Here is a 19547-nt window from a genome sequence, read left to right as displayed (position 1 = left end):
GTTCACGTGTGCATTCCGGATTCGCTCCGGGCAGTTGATGGCAGGCTGAGGCCGGCACCGTAGGGGTAGAGCGGGTCTTCGGTGTCATTGGGCACGTCAGGATGTGAAGCTTCGACGGCGGCCATGGAGCGCGGCAGCTCAATCGGCAACCGGCCTTTGGGCGGGATAGCGCCCGTTAAGGCGTCGAACAGGGCAGCGTCGGAGGCACCGAAGTTAGCGGTGATGGCCGAGGCAATGTCCACGAAGGGGGTCAGGATTCCTGCCCGTTCCAAGTAGACGTCCAGGATGACAGGGAGTTCTTCTGCCAGGGCCCTCACCCGCGCTATGTCTTCCTCCGGGAAGTCGAGGCTTCCCTGGTGCGTCATGGCGTCCAGGAAGTACTCGTTGCGGGGTTCGTAGGGGACCGTGAGGCGGACCAGAGCCATGTCGGCATCCTTCGCGTCATCCACAAGGGTGACCCGATCCCCGACGACATCCGGGTTGATGCCTTCGACATATACCCGGGTGTCTGCCGGCAGCGGCAGCAACCCATCGTTCTTGAGGATCGTCACTGATTCCGCCTGGGCGCGGTGTCCGGCGTCACGGAACGGGGCCGAACCGACCACCGCGCTGACAGCATCCACGTCAACGTAGGGATTGTCGAAGAGACCGAGCTCGAATTTAACCTGGAGGATCCTCAGCACAGAAGCATCAACCCGTTCCGGGGACAACCTGCCGTCGGCCAGCAGCTCAAGCACCAACTCGGTGCAGGATTCGCCCCCAAGCTGGTCCACACCGGCGTCGAAAAGCCTCTCCACCCGCTCCAGCGGGCTGAGGTGCTCCACGCCCCACGCTTTGGCAGGGAAGGGCAGGCCGAAGACCTCGAGGTCCGTGACCAGCTGCCAGTCAGTGAGGATAACCCCCTCGAAGCCGAGCTGCCCGCGAAGAAGGGAGGTGATCAAATACTTGTTGTACGAAAAGCCCACCTCCTCCACTTCGGTACCGTCGATAACCAGGTCTTTCGCCAGTGAGTAGTAAGGCATGATCGCGCTGGTGCCGGCGGCGATCGCCTCCCGGAAGGGGGCCAGGTGCTCTTCGAAGTTCCCGCCGGGGTAGACCTGGGCCTTGCCCGAGGGGAAGTGCGGGTCCTCTCCGTCTTCCTGCGCGCCACCGCCCGGGAAGTGCTTGGCGGTGCAGGCGACGCTCGTGGAGGACAGCTTTTGGCCCTGCAGTCCTGCGATGAGCAGCGCACCGTACTCCGAGGCAACCGCAGGAATTGAACTGAAGCTCTGCAGTTGACGGGCCCAGCGGGGATCAGATGCCAGGTCAAGCTGTGGATGAAGGGCCGCGCGGAGTCCGACCGCGACGTACTCGCTCCTGGCCGTCTGTGCGAAGTCGCTGACGACGGCGGCGTCGCCGAGAGCGGCCAGCCCCATGGGCTCGGGCCACTGCGAGAACGAGCCGGCGGCAAAGGCCATTCCGTCATTTTGTGCGAAACCGTGGCGGGGATCGGTGCCAAAAGTAATGGGGATCCCGTGCGGGGTGAGCTCGGCGAGTTCCTGCATGGCGTTCTGCCAGCGGGCCATGTGTTCCGCCGAAGGGAAGTGGCCAACGTTGAAGTGGTTGATGGACCTGCCCACCACAAAGTCGCGGGGAGTCTCGGGCCCGAAGGGGCTGGCGGCATCGTGGTCCCCCGGCTCACCGACGACCATGACCGTGTTGAACAGCAGTCCGACTTTTTCTTCCACCGACAAACGCGACAGGAGATCCGCGGCGCGCGTTGCCGCATCCAGGCGGGGATCTTCGTAGGGATCCAGTACACCGTTCCCGTTCAAGTCCCGGTACTGGACACCGTCTTCAGTGGTTGAAACAGATCGCCGCACGCGGCCTCCTTGTGTGATGGGTTTCATATAGTTTATCCGATGACCGGTAAAAGTTGCTAGACTTTTATTGTTTGGCGACGCGAAGCTGGAGGATGATGGCACGTGGAAGTGCCCGAACGGCTTCGCTTTGCGGACTGGATTCATCACCACGGCACTGACGCGGTGGGCGACGGCATGCAGGAAGAGATCTGATGGCAATAGAGCGATACACCGGACTGGCATCCGTATTGGAAACCATCCGGTGGGAAGAGGGCATAACCCAAGCCACCCTGACCGACCAGGTGGGCCTGGGCCGGAGCGTCGTTGCCGAGCGGGTTGCAGAACTCGAACAGATCGGGCTCATCCACTCCCCCGGCCGCGCCCCCTCTACAGGAGGGCGGACAGCAAAGCTCTTGTCCCTCAACGCCCAGGCGGGCTACGTGGTGGGCGTGGACATCGCATCAAATGAAATGGTCATCAGCGCCTCGGACCTTGCCGGCGCCCTGCTCGGCACCCGCCACCGGGAACTATGCGACGTCGGCGAAGGGCCCGCCCGGATCCTGGACCAGGTCAACGTGATCATCCAGGAAGTGGTCAGGGAACAGGGCCACAACAACATGCTCGGAATCGGCGTAGGCCTCTCAGGGCCGGTCAATTTCGATACCGGCACCCCCGTTGGCGTGCCGGTCCTGCCCGGCTGGGACGACTACCCGGTGCGGGAAGAGTTCGCAGCGCGGTGGCCTGTTCCAGTATGGGTCGACAACCGCGTCAACCTCCTCGCCCTGGCTGAGATAGAGAGCAATCCGCGGGCCGCCAAGGCAAAGCACCTGCTCTATTTCGGAGCCGGAGCTGGAGTTGGAGCCGCCCTCATCACCGACAGCAGGCTGTACAGGGGCTCGCATGGACTGGCCGGCTCCATCGGGCACGTCGCCGTTCCCGAAGCCGGGGTAGTTGCCTGCAGGTGTGGACGCACAGGGTGCCTTGAAGCAGTCACCAGCGGGTGGGCGATCGAACGGGATGGCCTGATGCTGGCCGAAACCGGGCGCAGCCCCTACCTGGCGAAAGTGTTCAAGGAATCCGGGCGCGTTCGCGCCTACGACGTCACGCTGGCCGCCGAGCATGGGGACGCCGCGGCGACTGAACTGCTCAGCCGGACCGCTGCGCTCCTTGGCAGCAGCCTCGCAACGCTTGTCAGCTTCTTCGCGCCGCACATGCTGGTTGTGGGCGGTGGCATTGCCCGGGCGAAAGACATCGTGCTCAAGCCCATCCAGCAGGCGGTCCTGGAGCGACTGCCATCAACGGGCGCACCTGACCTGATCGTGGAGTTGTCGGCAATCGACGAACAGGTGGGCGGGGTTGTCGGAGCAGCCCAGCTGGTGCTCGGCGAGCTCTTCTCCAAGCAAAACCTTCCCGGGCTCCTTGCCCGGCTGACCGAACCGCTGAAGCGGTCCTTGGAGCAGGACCAGAAGCAGGACCAGGGCCCGGTCACCGAGGACCTGTCCGCCTAAGTCCGCTCATCGGAATAAGTCATTGACTTATTCCGGTGACCGGATTATCTTTGTAATAGACGCCACAAAGCGTCCACTGAGCAACATTGACCTCGACGGCGAGGGAGACCGGGATGAAGCACACCACCTGCATCCCGTGGCCCTGCGCCAGTACAGCATTCAAGGAATCCGCAGGATTTCCTGTGAAGCAAGGCGCCTTCCAGAGGCATTCCAGCCAGCATTTACCGCCATACCTATCCATCTCCGTTGCGTCGTTGCCGGAGACCAGTCGAATCCCTCGAAGCTGAGCTTTCGACGCCTTGTCTAGGAGAAACATGCGCAAATTAGTCGGCATTGCCGCCGTCACAGCCGTCATGGCGCTTACCGCCTGCACCGGCTCTTCACCTGGCGGTTCCGCCGCCCCCACCGAATTGGACATTGCAGCCATTGCCCCGCCCGAGTCCTTCTCTCCGGGAAACTTCGGAACCGGCCCCACCACCCAGTTCCTCCAGCCCGTCTACGACTCCCTCTTCAGGAACACCAACGAGGGAGAACCGGCCGAGAACATCGTGACCAAGTGGTCTTACGATGACACCCGGACGAAGCTGTCCCTCACCATCAGGGAAGGCGTCAAATTTACCGATGGCACACCCCTGGATGCGGCTGCAGTCAAAGCCAACCTGGACTCGGCCCGCAAGGGGACGGGCGAAGCCGGCGGCCAGCTGCGCTTCATCCAGGAGGTAACCGTCACCGACGCCACCAACCTCATGGTCACCCTCTCCGCTCCGGACCCCTCGCTCGTCCCGAACCTGGGCGGAACCGCCGGTGTCCTTGCCAGCCCGAAGGCCTTGGGAACACCGGCGCTGGACACCACTCCCATCGGTTCCGGCCCTTACATCCTGGACGCAGCAAAATCCCAGACCGGCATCAAGTACGTCTACACGCGGAACGCTGACTACTGGAACGCCAAAGACTTCCCGTTCGACACCGTCGAAGTCACAGTCTTCAACGACAACAACGCAATCCTCAACGCGCTGCGCGCCGGTGAAGCAGACTTCGCAGTAGTGACCGATAAGGATTCAAACAGCCTCAAGTCCGCAGGCCTGAATATCCAGACAAGCCCCGCCTACACCACCAGCGGCCTCTACTTGTTCGACCGCAAGGGTTCCCTGGTCCCTGCGCTCGCCGAGCCGAAGGTCCGCCAGGCGATCAACATGGCCCTGGATCGCGACGCCATCCACGCGAAGGTCTTTGGCGGTAAGGGCAAGGCCACCAGCCAGGTCTTCAGCTCCACCAGTGATGCCTTCATTCCTGAGCTGGATAAGAAATACCCCTTTGACGTCAACGCCGCGAAGAAGCTCCTGGCCGACGCCGGCTATGCGAACGGCTTCACGCTGCCGATGCCGGATGTATCCCCCGTCTACCCCGACCAGCAGGCAGCGGTGACCGAAGCGCTGACCGCCATCGGCGTCACACCGCAGTACCAGCCTGTGAACGGCCAGACCTTCATCTCGGACCTGCTGGCAGGCAAGTACCCCGCCGCAATCTTCGGACTCAACAGCCCGCGTCCGTGGGATTTCGCGCAGATCGCGCTCACGCCTGAATCACTGTGGAACCCGTTCCACGTCTCCGATCCCACCGTGGTTGACCTGATCAACAAGGCCCAGGGCGAAACCGGCGACGCACAGACCGAAACGTTCCGGAAACTGAACACCTACCTGGTGGACCAGGCCTGGTTTGCCCCGTACATCCAGTCCGACAACGTCTTCGCAAGCACCACTGAAATCACCGTCACGCCGCAGCGCTATTCCACGCTGCCGCCCCTCTGGGGCTTCACAGCCTCGAAGAAGTAGGTGGGTGGCCGGCCCGTTCCCGGGCCGGCCTCCCCCTGCCAATCCATTCATCTTCCGAAGCCCAAGGAGCTGCCGTGCTGATGTTTATCCTTCGCCGCCTGGCCTCAGGACTGGTGCTCATGTTCGTTATTTCCACAGCGACGTTCTTCCTCTTGAACCTCACGGGGCAGGACCCTGTACGCCAGGTGCTGGGGCCTGTGGCTTCGGCCGAACAAGTGGAGGCCAAGCGCCAACAGCTGGGCCTTGATGAACCGTTGATCACCCAATACTTCCAGTGGCTCGGATCGGCCGTGCGCGGAGACTTGGGCCGGTCCTGGTTCACCAACCAGCCCGTAGGGGAATTGCTTTCCCAAACACTTCCTCCCACCTTGTCCATGGTGATCGGATCACTGATCCTCGCCGCCTGTTTCGGAACGTTGATCGGGGTTACCGCGGCGTTGCGCCGGGGCCGCCTGGATCGCGGCCTCCAGGTGGCATCCACCCTGGTCCAGGCAATTCCCGGCTTCCTGGTAGCACTGGTCCTGGCTTTGGTTTTCGCTGTTCAACTTCGCCTCCTGCCGGCCACGGGCTTCACGGCCTTCACCGACTCCCCCGGCAAATGGCTGGCCTCCATCACGCTCCCGGTCATTGCACTGGCGTTGGGTTCCCTGGCTTCCATTGCACTGCAGGTCCGTGGATCGATGATCGATGTCATGCAGCAGGACTTTGTCCGGACGCTTCGCAGCCGCGGTCTCCCCGAGCGAAGCGTCGTGGTCAAGCATGCCTTGCGCAGCGCAGCGGGTCCGAGCCTCACCACCGTGTCCCTGATGTTCATCGTGGCCATCTCCAGTTCGGTGATCATTGAGAAAGTTTTCAACATCCCCGGAATCGGCACCCAGGCCAACAACTCTGCCGGCCGCGGCGACCTTCCCGTTGTGCTCGGGATCGTCCTGGTCACGGTGGTGCTGGTGGTCGTCGTCAACCTCCTCGTCGATCTGGCACAAGGCTGGATCAATCCGAAAGTTCGTGTCTCATGACCGATAACCTTGTCACCGGCACCCGAAAGTCGCTGGAAGTGGTCGGCTCCGCACCCCAGGCCGACAACCTGTTCAAGAAGTTCCTTCGTGAACCTGCCGCAGTGATTTCACTGGTGTTCCTGGTCCTGCTGGCCGTGGTTGCGGTCCTCGCACCGTTGATCTCCTCCTACGACCCCACCGCCACGCGCCTCGCTGATGTACTCGCGCCCCCGTTCACTCCCGAGCATCCGCTGGGCGCTGATGGTGTGGGCCGCGACGTCCTGGCAAACCTCGTGTACGGCGCCCAAACCAGCCTTTTGAGTGCCGCGATCGTCATCGCCGTGAGCTTGCTGATCGGCGTACCCACCGGACTCCTGGCAGGTTACCGCCAGGGATGGATCGACGGCGTCAGCATGTGGATCAGCGGCGCGCTCCTCTCCCTGCCGGCCATCGTGGTGCTCCTGGTGGTGCTGGCCCGAGTTGGACGCAGTACCTCACTGGCACTGGTGGTGTTCGGCATACTGATCGCCCCATCGGTGTTCCTACTGATCCGTGGCTCGGTCCGGGCCGTACGGGAAGAGCTGTACGTGGACGCTGCCCGGGTCTCCGGGTTGAGCGACATCCGCATCATGGTCCGCCACATCCTTCCGGTGGTCATCACGCCCACCATCATCCAGGCGGCCCTGTTGGCAGGTGCCGGCATCGGCATCGAGGCAGGCATTGCCTTCCTTGGCCTCGGCTCCTCCGACACAGCCAGTTGGGGCCTGATGCTCAATGACGCATCACAGAACATCTTCAACGCTCCCTGGTTGCTGCTCTGGCCAAGTGTCGCACTGGTGTTGACCGTCATGGCCTGCACCCTGGTGGGCAACGGCTTCCGCGACGCCCTGGCGAATTACGGCTCTACGGCCGGCCGCGCCAAGACTGCCAAACGCACCGCTTCCACTCCGGAACCGGCACGGCCGCTGGAAAAGGCACCCGTGGACCCGGGAGACACGCTCCTGGTCATCAACGACCTCCGGGTTTCCTATCCCCGCCCCAACGGTGGGAAGGCCGACGTCGTCAAGGGCATTTCCTTGAGGGTGGAGCGCGGCCAGATCCTTGGCCTGGTGGGAGAGTCCGGTTCGGGCAAATCGCAAACTGCCTTCTCGGTCCTCGGGCTCCTGCCCGGACAAGCCGACATGACTGCGGGAACCTTGAGTTTCGCCGGAGCGGACCTGCTGGGGATGACTCCGAAGGAGCGCAACCGCCTGCGCGGCGCCCGGATCGGCTACATTCCCCAGGAACCGATGAGCAACCTCGATCCCGCCTTCCGCATAGGGTCCCAACTCACCGAGCCAATGCAGCACCACCTGGGCATTTCGGCGAAGGCCGCCAAGGACGAAGCCCTCAAACTCCTCGCCCGCGTTGGCATTCCCGATCCCGAGCGCGTCTTCAAGTCCTACCCGCATCAAGTCTCCGGCGGAATGGCGCAGCGGGTGCTCATCGCAGGAGCTGTGTCCTGCAATCCGGAGCTCCTGATCGCCGACGAACCCACCACCGCACTGGATGTCACAGTCCAGGCGGACGTGCTGGACCTCATCCGCAGCCTCCAGGCAGAACGCGGCATGGGCGTGGTCCTGGTGACGCACAACTTCGGTGTGGTAGCCGACCTCTGCGACCAAGTGGCCGTGATGCGCAACGGAGAAATCGTGGAGGTAGCCGCAGTCAATGACCTGTTCGCGAACCCCCGGGAAGAGTACACGCGCCTCCTCCTGGACTCTGCGCTCGATTCGACGTCGGACACTCCGGGCCACCACCCCATCGACCCAGGCCTGACCGCCGAGACAGAAGGTGCACGATGACTTCCGTCAACCAAACCCCAACCCTCGCTGAGCCCCTCCTGCGGATCACTGACCTGACAGTGGACTACAAGGTGGGCGGGTTCGGCCGGAAACGCACATTCCGGGCCTTGCAAGGGGTAAGCCTGGACATCAAGCCCGGCGAAACCCTGGGGCTGGTGGGCGAGTCCGGCTCGGGCAAATCAACAATCGGCCGTGCCGTGCTGGGCCTGGCTCCCGTGAGCGGTGGAGACATCCATTTCGATGGCAGGTCCATCACCAAGCTCAACAAGAAGGAACGCCGGGCCCTGAGCAGCGATATCCAGGTGGTGTTCCAGGATCCCTACACCTCCCTGAATCCTTCAATGACCATCAGCGACATCTTGTCGGAGCCCATGCAGGTATCGGGCACCTCCAGGGCTGATGCCCAACGGCGGGTCCGGGAACTCCTGGATGTGGTGAATCTGCCCTCCAACGCCAGCACCCGCTACCCCCGGGAGTTCTCCGGTGGCCAGCGGCAACGCATCGCAATCGCCCGGTCCTTGTGCCGGAGTCCCAAGCTCATTGTGTGTGATGAGCCCGTCAGCGCACTTGACCTGTCCACCCAGGCGCGGGTCCTCCAACTGTTCGCCGACATACAGGAGCAGACCGGTGTTTCGCTCCTGTTCGTCACGCACGACCTCGACGTGGTGCGGCATATCAGCCAGCGCGTCGCGGTGATGCGACGCGGAGAAATTGTGGAGGCAGGAGCCACGGACCACGTTATTGCCCAGCCGGACCACGCTTACACCAAGGCCCTCCTTCTCGCCTCGCCCATCGCCAACCCGGCCCGCCAAGCCGAGCGTCGTCGGGAACGGCGCCTGTTTCTCGACACTCAACCCGCACTTTCCACAAATGCCGGCTGAGTAATCCCCCAAGGGCCCTGGCGCCCTCCCTTCTACAGACTCCTGGAGAACAGCATGACCACCACAGCAGTACCTTCAGCGCGCCCTTATCCAGCCCGCGTCGACGTCGCAATCATTGGAAGCGGCCCCGCCGGTGCAACGTATGCACGCATCCTTTCCGAACTCAGCCCCGAGGCATCCATTGCCATCTTCGAGGCCGGTCCAACCATCAGCGATCCCCCCGGTTCGCACGTGAAGAACATCGCCAGCGTGGAGGACCGCGAAGCCGCCCAGCGCCGTTCGGAAGGAAAAGTCAGTGCCGTGCCAACAGGAGGGGACCTCGCTGAGTATGCCCGCGATGTTGCCCGGCCGGTGCGGCCAGGCACTTTCCTCCTCGACGACGGTTGGCAGCAGCCGGGCGAGGCAGGACTGCCTGGCCTCGCCTTCTCCAGCAATGTTGGCGGCATGGCAGCCCACTGGACCGGTGCGTGCCCCCGTCCCGGCGGAAGCGAGCGCATCGCCTTCCTCCCGGACATGGATGAGCTCCTGACGGAGGCAGAACGCCTCCTCTCCGTGAGTGCTGAGGCCTTGGCTGACGCTCCGCTGGCCGACCTCGTCCGCTCGCGGTTGTCCGCAGCGCTCGACGGCGGCCGCGCACCCGGGCGTCAGGTCCAGCCCATGCCGCTGGCGGTCCGCCGCACCGATGACGGCCGGTTCATCTGGTCCGGAGCGGACGTGGTGTTCGGCGACGAAACGCGAAACAATCCCCGGGCACAGTTGTTCGACGAAAGCGTTGTCGTCCGGGTGCTGACCGCCGGGAACGAGGTCAGCGGCGTACGGGTGCGTGACGACAAGACCGGAGACGAGCACGAAATTGCGGCCGGGTACGTCGTGGTTGCCGCGGATGCCCTGCGCGGCCCGCAGCTGCTGTTCGCCTCCGGTATCCGCCCGGAAGCACTGGGCCGTTACCTCAATGACCAGCCGCAGATTGTCCACGCTGTCCGGCTGACCGGCGTCGGGGACGATACTCCGGCGGCCTCCTCACGCGACACCACCATCACCGCCCAGAGCGGTGTCAGCTGGGTGCCGTTCACCGATGAGCAGCCCTTCCATGGGCAGGTCATGCAGCTCGATGCCTCGCCGGTGCCGATCTCAGGTGACGTCATCCCGGGTTCGATCGTGGGGCTTGGATGGTTCTGCGCCAAGGACCTTCAGGCCTCCGATCGCGTTGAGTTCTCCGAAGACACCACGGACGCATACGGGCTGCCTGCGATGAACATCCACTACACCTTCACCGAACGTGATGAGCAGACGCTGTCTGCTGCGCGCGAATCTGTGATCGCCGCTGCGCGGTCCCTGGGAGAGCCGCTCGGGGAAGAACCGCTCACATTCCCTGCCGGGGCCTCACTGCATTACCAAGGCACCTTGCGCATGGGCACCACCAACGACGGAACTGCCGTCTGCGATCCCACCGGGCAGGTCTGGGATGTCAGGGGCCTGTTCGTTGCCGGCAACGGTGTCATTCCGACCCCCACGGCCTGCAACCCCACCTTGACCGGTGTGGCCCTGGCCGTCGCCGGCGCACGCCATATTGCTGAATCAATCAACACCACGTCAACAGAGAAGTGAGGAAAAACATGGTCCTCGAACGAGAACTGATCCAAAGCCGGGGCTTTCGCAACGTCCAGGAAGGAACGGACACGGTGGGCTTCGAAATAGCCCTGCGCATGCCCAATTACCGGGGCGTCTGGGGAAGCCTCATCGACGGCGTGGCTGTCACCGTAGACGGCCAGGAATGGAGCCGGGAAGTACCGCGCTGGACACTCCAGGGACGAACTTTCAGCATCCAGGAACTGCGCCGGTCCACCGATGTCCGCTGGCAGCTCGATGAACTGGCCACCGTCATGGTGCCGCTCGCAGGCGGCCTGGCCGTAGGTGTCCACGATGTGCGCGTTGATATCGCGCTGCACGCACCTTACATTCCAGCTGAATTCCAACCGTCAATTTTCACGTCCCAGCGAAAGGTCACGGTCCTCGCATGAGCAACCTCAAGTACGGCGTCTCCCTCTACAGCTACACCGGTGATATGAACACCGTCCTCACCCTCGAAGACGCCATGGCACAAATAGCTGACATTGGCGCCACCGGGATCGAGATCCTGGGCGAAGGTCACGTGCCCAACTATCCGGAACCGTCCACCACGTGGATCGACCAATGGTTCGGGCTGCTCGAAAAATACCAGCTGGAGCCTACCAACTACGGGTCCTGGATCGATTCCAGCATGTGGCGCCACCGCGACCTCACAGCTGATGAGGGTGCTGTGATGCTTGCCCGCGATCTCCGGCTGGCCCATCGGCTCGGATTCACCTCGGTCCGCCCCAAGATCGGTGTGGTGTCCATGGACCTGCGCCCGCATCCGATCTGGGAAGAGGTGATCGAACGCAACCTGGACCTGGCAGCCGAGCTGGACCTCATCATTTGCCCGGAAATCCATGCGCCCACTCCCATCAAGCACCCGGTGGTGGACGAGTACATCGAATTCATCGAGCGGACCGGGTCCAAGAACTTCCGCCTGTTGATCGATACCGGCATCTTCCAAAGGGCAATCACCACCGCCAAGCATGACGGCCTCAGCGAAGAAGCCCAGGAGGAAGGCTGGCGTAAACCCCTCGCCGTCCCGATGTCGGACCTGGTGGATGTCCTCCCCTACGTGTCGTTCATCCAGGCAAAGTTCTTCGACATTGACGAGAACCTCGTTGACGGCCAGATACCGTGGCAGGAGATCCTTCAAACCTTGAAGGACAACGAATGGTCGGGCTACCTGTCCAGCGAGTATGAAGGTGACCGCCTGCCGTACCGTTCCATCGAACAGGTGCGCCGGCAGCATGCCCTTCTCCGCCAATTGGACGCCGGAATCGCCGGGGCGCCGTGACCGGAGTCCGCAACAGCACCAGCACCAAAAGGCTCCCGATCTCCGCCACACGCCTCCGGCTCCTCATGGCAGCGCTCCTGGCGGTGTCATTCCTTGGAGCCCTGGACCACACCATCGTTTCGACGTCATTGGCCACGGTGGCCGGCGAGCTTGGCGCCCTCCAGCACATGAGCTGGGTGGTGGTGGGCTATACGCTGGCCAGCACTGTCCTGCTCCCGGTGCTCGGAGGGCTGGGCGATCGGGTCGGCCCGCGGCTTGTCTTCCTGGCTGCGCTGGCCGGCTTTGTTGCTGCGTCGTTCCTTTGTGGCTTCGCGCATGACATGACGCAGCTGGTTGCGGCCCGGGTGTTCCAAGGCATGAGCGCCGCCGGCCTCCAACTGATGTCGCAGACGATCGTTGCCGAGGTCACCACGCCGAGGCAACGCCCGCAGTACCTCTCACTCATTGGAGCCGCTTTTCCGGTGGCAATTCTGATCGGGCCGCTCCTGGGAGGCCTGATCACGGACAACTGGGGGTGGCCCTGGGTCTTCTGGATCAATGTCCCGGTGGGGTTGGCCGCACTTGTCCTGGCGTTGATCGCCGTTCCGCACATCGAACCGGCAGGCAAAAAACGGTTCGACGGCGTTGGTGCACTTTTGCTTACAGCTGTCCTTGTGTCGGTGGTTCTGGCAGTTGCGTGGTTCAGCTCGGCAAACTCCTGGGCGTGGATCGCAGTGGGTGCCGGCGCCGCGGCGCTGGCGGGCCTGATCGCCGTCGAGCGTGGCCAACGCAACCCGATCATCCCGGTCCGCCTGTTCCGGAACCGTACGTTCAGTGCGGGCGTGGGTCTCTCGGCGGTCATGGGTGCCGGGCTCATCTCGGCCACGGCGTACCTGCCAACATATTTCCAGATGGCTTATGGCGTCAGTGCCACCATTTCAGGGTTGGTTCCCATCGCCACCGTGCTTGGCATGTTGGTGGGCAACCTTCTGACCGGTTGGCTGGCATCGCGGACGGGCCGCTACCGCGTCTTTCCGCTGGTCGGGACAATAATGGGAGCGCTCGGGCTCGGGGCTATGTCCTTGCTCCCGGCGGGCGTCCCGCTGTGGGTTCCGGCGTCGATCATGGCGTTCGTGGGCCTGGGCACGGGAGCGTTCATGAGCCTTGCCGTTGCAATCGTGCAAAGTGCCGCACCACGCAGTGAACTCGGCACCGCCACGGCAACTGCAGGGCTGAGCGGCCAGATCGGATCCACCATCGGATCCGCAGTCGTGGGTGGAGTGGTGGGCTTCGGTGTCGCGTCGCTGCTGCCGGCCGGGCTGGATGCCCACACGCTCACCCCGGCACTGGTCCATGCCGCCGGGCCGTCTGTGCAGGCAGAGATCGCCTCGATTTACCACGACGTGTTCTCTCCCGTTTTCCTGTCCCTGGCGGGCGTCTACATCCTGGGCTTCATTGCCGCGCTGTTGCTGCCTGATGGACGCCTTTCCGATGAACCCGCGATCCCGGCAGAGGACTCTGGTCTGGAGGACCCTGCCGATCTGGACAGGGCTGCCGATCTGGAGGACCCTGCCGATCTGGAGGACCCTGCCGATCTGGACAGGGCTGCCGATCTGGCACTGGAAGCAAAGGAATGACGTGCCCAACAACAACAACACCGTGAGATGGGGGCTCGCCGGCACGGGAACCATTGCCCGTGAATTCGCGCAGACCCTTGCCGAAGTCCCCTCTGCCTCCCTGGCTGCTGCAGCGTCCCGGACCGCCACGGCCTCGGGGAAGTTCTGTTCCGAATTCGGCGTCCCCAAACAGCACCTGTCCTTCCAGGACCTTGCCGATGACCCCACCATTGATGCGGTGTACGTTTCCACCCCTGCAGGATTGCATCACGAGCATGCCACTCTGTTTCTGGAGGCGGGCAAACACGTCCTGGTGGAAAAACCCTTTACGTCCACCCACGCCGAAGCCCTCGATCTGTCCCAAACCGCCAAGCGAACCGGGACAGTGCTGATGGAGGCCATGTGGTCCCGGTTCCTTCCTGCGTTCGTTGAGCTGAAGCGGCTGGTGGACGACGGTGCGATCGGAAAGGTCCGGAAGGTTGAAGCGTCCTTCGGTTTCCCGATTCCGGAGGCTGGGCCGCGGGCGCGGCCGCAGTTGTACGATCCCGCCCTTGGCGGCGGAAGCCTGCTGGAGATGGGCGTCTACCCTGTTCAGCTCTCGCACTGGCTCCTGGGCGATGAACCGGCCGTCGCCGCGTTCGGCCGCAGCAGCACCAGCGGGGTGGACCTGGACGCGACGGCGCTTTTGTCCTTCAGCGACGGTGCAACCGGATACATCAGCTCATCAATGTCCACAGTGCTGCCCAATAACGCACGGATACTGGGCACCGAAGGCATCATTGAACTGCCGGCCCCGCATCATTGTCCCAACGAGCTGACCGTTTCACGCTACAACCCCTCAGGGCCGGGACTCCAGCAGTCCCACACCATTCACGCGCCCATTGTTGGCGGCGGACTGAGGTACGAAATTCTCGAGTTCCACGGGCTTATCGAAGCCGGCAAACCCGAGAGCTCCGTGATGCCCTTGAGCGACTCACTGGCGATCATGCGCACACTGGACCTCATCAGGCACCAGATCCACCAACCGTCCCAGGAGGATCCTCACCGTGAAAGTTAGAGTACAGCCGGAACAGATCCTGGCATCAATGACCCATGCAGAGAAGCTTGCGCAGCTCCAGATCGTCTGGAGGCCCGACTCCGCAGAAGCGGGGGACCTTGCACGAAGCGGTGCCGGTGCGCTTTTCTGGCCCCCGTCGGCGAAGGCCACCAATGACCTCCAACGGATCGCCGTTGAGGAGAGCCGGCACGGCATCCCGCTCCTCATCGGCCTGGACGTTGTCCACGGACAGTTCACCATCTTCCCCACCCCTTTGGCGCAGGCGGCCAGCTTCGATCCCGAAGTCGCCGCAACAGATGCCAGGCTCTCTGCCAAAGAAGCCCGGTCCAGCGGGGTCAACTGGACTTTTTCACCCATGATCGATGTATCCCGGGACCCGCGGTGGGGACGCGTCGTGGAAGGGTTTGGCGAAGACCCCTTCCTCAACGCCGTCTTCGGGGAGGCCAAGATCCGGGGGTACCAAGGTGGGGACCTTGCGTCGAATACGTCCATAGCCGCCTGCGCCAAGCACTTTGTTGGCTACAGTGCGGCAGAAGGAGGCCGCGACTACAACACCACAGACATCTCTGTTCAACGGCTCCGCAACGTGTATCTTGAGCCATTCAGGGTCGCGGTCAAGGCGGGGGTTGCCAGTGTCATGGCGAGCTTCAATGCAGTTTCAGGGGTGCCGATGCACGCCAACCGGGAGCTGCTCACCACTGTCTTGAAGGACGAGTGGGGACACGCCGGGATCGTCGTTGCTGACGCCGGTGGCGTCGGCGAACTGGTTGAGCATGGCGTCGCCGCCACCGCGTCCGACGCCGGGCGGCTGGCACTTTCCGCCGGGCTCGATGTGGAGATGGGCGGCTCGTTGCTGAGCGGGGGTGAGCCCCTGATCGAGGAGGGCATGGTGGATCCCGCGCGCCTGGACGACGCCGTACTCCGTGTGCTGCGGCTCAAGGAAGCGCTGGGCCTGTTCGAGAACCCTTATGTGGACGAGTCCGCAGCCGCAACCGGTCCTGATGAAGCCTCCCTGGCGGCCGCCAGTGCCACTGCCGCGCGTTGCACCGTCCTGCTGAAGAACGACTCCGACGTCCTGCCGTTGAAGCCACGTGGACAACGCGTCCTGGTGGTGGGTCCTTACGCTGAAAGCAAGGACCACCTGGGCGCGTGGGTGCAGTACTTCGCCAGCCCCACCACCACTTCAATTGCCGAATCGCTCGCCGCAGCCCTGCCGGAGTCCGTAGTGACCACCTTGCCCGGTGCCACCTTCTTTGATTCCGATCCCGGCCTTCAGGCTGAAGCAGCTGCTGCCGCCGCTGAGGCGGACCTGGTGATCGTCGCCGTCGGGGAACCCAGTGACCTTTCCGGGGAGGCGAGCTCGCGGAGTTCATTGGACCTGCCCGGAGACCAGGAAAAATTGATCCATGCCATTGCCGGCGCGGGCACCCCATTTGCCGTAGTCCTGATGACGGGCCGTCCGTTGGTGGTCAGCGGATGGATTGACCAATGTCCTGCCCTTCTCCTGGCATGGCACCTGGGCACAGAGGCCGGAAAAGCGATCTCGGATGTCCTCACCGGCACTGTCAATCCCGCCGGCAAACTTCCCATGTCCTTCCCGCGATCAGTGGGTCAAGTGCCCGTCTATTACAACCACGAATCAACCGGCAGGCCCGCCCGCACGGGAGGCTCCCTCGCCCACCAACGGCCGGACGTGGGGCTGACCGGTCCCAACAACACCGATGACTACTTCAAGTCCAAATACCTGGACCTGGAGTTGGGCCCGCAATTCGGCTTCGGATACGGGCTTGGCTACACCACTTTTGAGCTGGAGTCGTCCCCGGACCAGGAACTATCACTGACCCTGGACGAGCTCAAAGCCGGAGCACGGCTCTCTTTCACAACCATCCTTCGCAACACCGGATCAAGGGACGGCGAAGAGGTGGTCCAGCTCTATGTCTCCGACCTCCTGGCAAGTGTGACCCAGCCCGTCAGGCGTTTGCGCGGCTTCAAACGCGTGTTCGTACCTGCTGGAGAAGAACGGCGGGTGTCACTGTCCGTGGGCTTCGATGACCTGGAGTTCTGGACCAACAATCCCGGGACCGGTTACGTCGTGGAGCCAGGTTCCTTCCGGATAGGAATTGGCGACGGCACTGCCACCCAGCTGTTCGACCTCATGGTCACACCCCCTTCCCCAGGTTTCCCTGCAGACATCCCTACCCGGCCCTCAAGCATTAAGGACTGATCACCATGCCACACCAGAACCTCCCGCACCTCGAACGCACAGGCAGCCACACCCGCCTCATTGTGGATGGGAAGCCGTTCCTCTGCATCGGAGGCGAACTGCACAACTCGAGTTCATCAAACCGGGATTACATGTCGCCCATCTGGGAGAAGCTGGCAAAGGCCGGAATCAATACCGTGATCGCTCCTGTGTCCTGGGAACAGGTGGAACCAGTGGAGGGGGAACTCGACTTTTCGATCGTGGACTGTCTGGTGGAGGACGCCCGGTCCACCGGCGTCCGCCTGGTCATGATCTGGTTCGGGGCCTTCAAGAACGCTTTCTCCACCTATGCCCCCAGCTGGGTTCGGGCAGATCGTGAACGTTTCCCTCGCGCTGACAGGGGCGCCAAACCCCTGAAGACACCCTTCTCCTACCCCGGGTCCATGCCGCGGCCAAGCTTGTCCGTCTTCTCCCGGGACCTTTTCGAAGCGGACCGGGCTGCCTACGTTGCCCTGTTGAAGCATGTGGCCACGATCGATCCGGACCATACAGTCATCATGGTCCAGGTTGAGAACGAAGTGGGCCTGCTGGGTGCGGGAAGGGACCACAGTCCGCTCGGCGAGGCCGCATGGAACGCACCGGTCCCTGAGAAATTGATTGCTGCGGTTTCCCAAGCTCCGGAATCCTTTGACCAGGAGTTTGTGCAGGCCCTTGGGTTGAGTCCGGACAGCAGCAAAAGCTGGGCGGACTGTTTCGGCGATGACAACCCTGTTGCTGAGGAAACCTTCATGGCGTGGGGATTCGCTTCCTTCGTAGGAGGTTTGGCGGCTGCTGGAAAGGAAGTGCTGCCCCTCCCCGCGTACGCAAACGCCTGGATCGGCCCGCAACGTGGACAGGAGCTGCCCGGCCAGTACCCCAGTGGGGGACCGACGGCCGGCATGGTCCCGGTGTGGCGGGCTGCCGCGCCGGCCATCGACTTCCTGGCACCGGATATCTACGTTCCCAACGCAGAGGAGGTCATGCGCCAATATGCCTCCGCTTCCAATCCGTTGTTCATCCCGGAAGCGCGTTTCCGCGCCGGAGATGCATTCCTGGCAATTGGCGGCTTCGGAGGCCTGGGCTACAACGTCTTCGGCGTGGAAGAAGGCAGGGAAGGCAACCAGTTCAGTGCAGCCTGCTCCATCATTACTTCCCTGACTCCGGAGATTGTGGACGCCCAGCGCGACGACCGGATCTTTGGTTTCGCCCTTGACCCGGACCAGGAATCCCTCAGCACCAGCGTGGCAGGTACCGACATTACTGTCCGTAATTCAAGGAAGCTCCTCGAAGGCATGCTCCTGGACGCAGGTGTGCGGGTCCCCCCGGCGCCGGAACTCCTGGAAGAAACCGTGGCCGCCACCCACGGCCCCACCCCGGGGGACGCACGTCCCTTCGGGATGGTCCTGGCCCTCAATCCCACGGAATTCATCGTGGTGGGCCAGGGGGCACAGGTGGACTTCCACAAAGCCGGTTGCGACGTCGAGATTGACTCAGTGAGGGAGTTGACCGCTACCGGCTCCGGGCTGAAGGAAGGACGGTTCCTCAACGGGGACGAACGCCTGGAGATCCTCTCCGACAAGCACATCACCGCCGTGAGGGTCCGTATCCTCGTCAACGCCGGGATCCAGCAGTAAGCACAAGGCCGTAAGCACAAGGAAAGGAACTCCATGCCGTTTCACCCTGACATCGCCCATCGGCTGCCCTTGCTGGACGGGATCCCATCATTGGAAGCCGGGCTCAGCGATCCGTCCATGAGGGCGCAGATGGAGGCCTTTGACGCCTACCCCGATGCGCCTCCCCCACCAGCTGCCACCACCCGGATGGTTTCCGTGCCCGGCCCCCACGGGCCGGTTCCCGTCCGCATTTACACCCCTGCAGGACTGTCCCCCGCACGACAGTCCCCCGCAGGACAGTCCCTGGACACTCGTCCAGGACACGCACTGGTGTGGATGCATGGCGGTGCCTTCCAATTCGGGGACCTGGACACCAAGGAGGCCGACTGGACTGCCCGTCAATTGGTCCAACGGGCATCGGCGACGATCGTCAGCGTGGACTATCGGCTGGCAGTTAACGGCGTGCACTACCCGGTGCCCCTTGACGACGTCGTCGCCGCCACCCGATGGGTGCAGGCAAACATGGCGGACCTGGGCATCACGTCGCTTTCCCTCGGCGGTGCCAGCGCCGGTGCCAATCTGGCCGCTGGCGCTGCCCTGAGGCTCCGGGATGAGGACAACTGGGTGCCGGACCAGCTTGTGCTGGTGTATCCGTTGATGCATGCCGTGCCTCCTGCGCCCTCGGCCTCGCTCAGGACCGCATTATCGGAACTGCCGGACGCCATGCGGCTCACGCCGCGGATGATCGACTCTGCATCGGAGAACTATCTGGGAACGTCAAGCGATGTTCCCGCTCCCGGCTACGCCATGCCCGCCAACGCAGACCTGGACGGTCTCGGACCAACCTTGGTACTGAACGCCGAATACGACGAATTACGGGCTTCCGGTGAGGCGTTCAGTGCCTTGCTTGCCGCCTGCGGCGTGGACGTGGAGCAGGCCAGGATTCCGGGAATGCTGCATGGCTTCCTGAACCTGCCGGCAACTTTCGCCCCAGTGAACCAGGCATTGGAACGAATCGCAGACAGGCTGCGCCCGCGGGGTCGGTAACGTCAACTTCCGGAGCGGCCCCGCCGTTCCCGGCGCAAGAGCCGCCTGCCGCCGTCGTACTCCTGATGGGAAGGCACGACGACGGCGGGCACCCGCCGTTCCCGCGCGCGAAAGCCGCCTGCCGTCGTCGTACTCCTGTTGGGAAGGCACGACGACGGCGGGCGGCTTCGGCGCGAAAGTC

At 63.3% G+C, this 19547-nt stretch carries 15 protein-coding genes; 13 read left to right on the top strand and 2 right to left on the bottom strand.

The features are described 5' to 3' along the window. Window positions 1-2 precede the first annotated feature (2 nt). Window positions 3-1862: a glycoside hydrolase family 3 N-terminal domain-containing protein gene (locus tag LDN85_RS02090; RefSeq protein ID WP_223944456.1), complete on the bottom strand. Its 1860-nt coding sequence runs from the start codon at window positions 1860-1862 to the stop codon at window positions 3-5. Window positions 1863-2053: 191 nt separating this feature from the next. Between LDN85_RS02090 and LDN85_RS02085 the strand changes: the two genes are divergently transcribed. After that, the gene (locus LDN85_RS02085; protein WP_223944455.1) at window positions 2054-3349 is read left to right on the top strand and encodes an ROK family transcriptional regulator; all 1296 of its coding nucleotides are present in this window, start codon (window positions 2054-2056) and stop codon (window positions 3347-3349) included. A 19-nt stretch (window positions 3350-3368) separates the two neighbouring features. Here LDN85_RS02085 and LDN85_RS02080 read toward each other — a convergent pair whose 3' ends face one another. Beyond that, entirely contained in the window at window positions 3369-3665 is a 297-nt protein-coding gene (locus tag LDN85_RS02080) for a hypothetical protein (protein ID WP_026542122.1), read from the bottom strand. Between LDN85_RS02080 and LDN85_RS02075 the strand changes: the two genes are divergently transcribed. The 12 genes from LDN85_RS02075 to LDN85_RS02020 all read left to right on the top strand — a co-directional run bounded on the left by LDN85_RS02075 (window position 3664) and on the right by LDN85_RS02020 (window position 19366). Further along, window positions 3664-5181: an ABC transporter substrate-binding protein gene (locus LDN85_RS02075; protein WP_026542123.1), complete on the top strand. Its 1518-nt coding sequence runs from the start codon at window positions 3664-3666 to the stop codon at window positions 5179-5181. The genes LDN85_RS02080 and LDN85_RS02075 overlap by 2 nt on opposite strands. A gap of 80 nt (window positions 5182-5261) precedes the next feature. Then, the gene (locus LDN85_RS02070) at window positions 5262-6197 is read left to right on the top strand and encodes an ABC transporter permease (protein ID WP_223945407.1); all 936 of its coding nucleotides are present in this window, start codon (window positions 5262-5264) and stop codon (window positions 6195-6197) included. Beyond that, window positions 6194-8020 carry a dipeptide/oligopeptide/nickel ABC transporter permease/ATP-binding protein gene (locus tag LDN85_RS02065; protein ID WP_223944454.1) on the top strand — a complete coding sequence of 609 codons (1827 nt, stop codon included), beginning with the start codon at window positions 6194-6196 and terminating at the stop codon, window positions 8018-8020. Before LDN85_RS02070 ends, LDN85_RS02065 begins: the two co-directional genes overlap by 4 nt. Next, a complete protein-coding gene (locus LDN85_RS02060; protein WP_026542126.1) occupies window positions 8017-8901 on the top strand; it encodes an ATP-binding cassette domain-containing protein in 885 nt (294 codons plus the stop codon). Before LDN85_RS02065 ends, LDN85_RS02060 begins: the two co-directional genes overlap by 4 nt. 54 nt (window positions 8902-8955) lie before the next feature. Further along, window positions 8956-10509: a GMC oxidoreductase gene (locus LDN85_RS02055; protein WP_223944453.1), complete on the top strand. Its 1554-nt coding sequence runs from the start codon at window positions 8956-8958 to the stop codon at window positions 10507-10509. Between the two features lie 8 nt (window positions 10510-10517). Beyond that, window positions 10518-10922 carry a DUF6379 domain-containing protein gene (locus LDN85_RS02050; protein ID WP_026547425.1) on the top strand — a complete coding sequence of 135 codons (405 nt, stop codon included), beginning with the start codon at window positions 10518-10520 and terminating at the stop codon, window positions 10920-10922. Further along, window positions 10919-11812: a TIM barrel protein gene (locus LDN85_RS02045; RefSeq protein WP_223944452.1), complete on the top strand. Its 894-nt coding sequence runs from the start codon at window positions 10919-10921 to the stop codon at window positions 11810-11812. Before LDN85_RS02050 ends, LDN85_RS02045 begins: the two co-directional genes overlap by 4 nt. Then, window positions 11809-13428, top strand: coding sequence for an MDR family MFS transporter (locus LDN85_RS02040; protein WP_346347056.1), 1620 nt, complete (start codon window positions 11809-11811; stop codon window positions 13426-13428). The genes LDN85_RS02045 and LDN85_RS02040 overlap by 4 nt, the downstream gene beginning before the upstream one ends. A gap of 1 nt (window position 13429) precedes the next feature. After that, window positions 13430-14464, top strand: coding sequence for a Gfo/Idh/MocA family oxidoreductase (locus tag LDN85_RS02035; RefSeq protein WP_223944451.1), 1035 nt, complete (start codon window positions 13430-13432; stop codon window positions 14462-14464). Continuing rightward, window positions 14454-16688: a glycoside hydrolase family 3 N-terminal domain-containing protein gene (locus LDN85_RS02030; protein ID WP_223944450.1), complete on the top strand. Its 2235-nt coding sequence runs from the start codon at window positions 14454-14456 to the stop codon at window positions 16686-16688. Before LDN85_RS02035 ends, LDN85_RS02030 begins: the two co-directional genes overlap by 11 nt. A 5-nt stretch (window positions 16689-16693) precedes the next feature. After that, window positions 16694-18340, top strand: coding sequence for a DUF5597 domain-containing protein (locus LDN85_RS02025; protein WP_223944449.1), 1647 nt, complete (start codon window positions 16694-16696; stop codon window positions 18338-18340). 33 nt (window positions 18341-18373) lie between these two features. Beyond that, window positions 18374-19366 carry an alpha/beta hydrolase fold domain-containing protein gene (locus LDN85_RS02020; protein ID WP_223944448.1) on the top strand — a complete coding sequence of 331 codons (993 nt, stop codon included), beginning with the start codon at window positions 18374-18376 and terminating at the stop codon, window positions 19364-19366. Window positions 19367-19547: the final 181 nt, after the last annotated feature.

It is taken from the genome of Arthrobacter sp. StoSoilB20 (assembly GCF_019977295.1).
GTDB classification, from domain to species: Bacteria; Actinomycetota; Actinomycetes; order Actinomycetales; family Micrococcaceae; genus Arthrobacter; species Arthrobacter nicotinovorans_A.
Note: the sequence above shows the minus strand (reverse complement) of the source record. Positions and strands in the feature narration are given on the sequence as shown.

Bases quoted from the DNA above. Each gene is read 5' to 3' on its own strand.
- LDN85_RS02070 (WP_223945407.1), top strand. From the start codon at position 5,262: ATGTTTATCCTTCGCCGCCTGGCCTCAGGACTGGTGCTCATGTTCGTT.
- LDN85_RS02045 (WP_223944452.1), top strand. From the start codon at position 10,919: ATGAGCAACCTCAAGTACGGCGTCTCCCTCTACAGCTACACCGGTGAT.
- LDN85_RS02050 (WP_026547425.1), top strand. From the start codon at position 10,518: ATGGTCCTCGAACGAGAACTGATCCAAAGCCGGGGCTTTCGCAACGTC.
- LDN85_RS02085 (WP_223944455.1), top strand. From the start codon at position 2,054: ATGGCAATAGAGCGATACACCGGACTGGCATCCGTATTGGAAACCATC.
- LDN85_RS02065 (WP_223944454.1), top strand. From the start codon at position 6,194: ATGACCGATAACCTTGTCACCGGCACCCGAAAGTCGCTGGAAGTGGTC.
- LDN85_RS02060 (WP_026542126.1), top strand. From the start codon at position 8,017: ATGACTTCCGTCAACCAAACCCCAACCCTCGCTGAGCCCCTCCTGCGG.
- LDN85_RS02025 (WP_223944449.1), top strand. From the start codon at position 16,694: ATGCCACACCAGAACCTCCCGCACCTCGAACGCACAGGCAGCCACACC.
- LDN85_RS02020 (WP_223944448.1), top strand. From the start codon at position 18,374: ATGCCGTTTCACCCTGACATCGCCCATCGGCTGCCCTTGCTGGACGGG.
- LDN85_RS02075 (WP_026542123.1), top strand. From the start codon at position 3,664: ATGCGCAAATTAGTCGGCATTGCCGCCGTCACAGCCGTCATGGCGCTT.
- LDN85_RS02055 (WP_223944453.1), top strand. From the start codon at position 8,956: ATGACCACCACAGCAGTACCTTCAGCGCGCCCTTATCCAGCCCGCGTC.
- LDN85_RS02080 (WP_026542122.1), bottom strand. From the start codon at position 3,665: ATGTTTCTCCTAGACAAGGCGTCGAAAGCTCAGCTTCGAGGGATTCGA.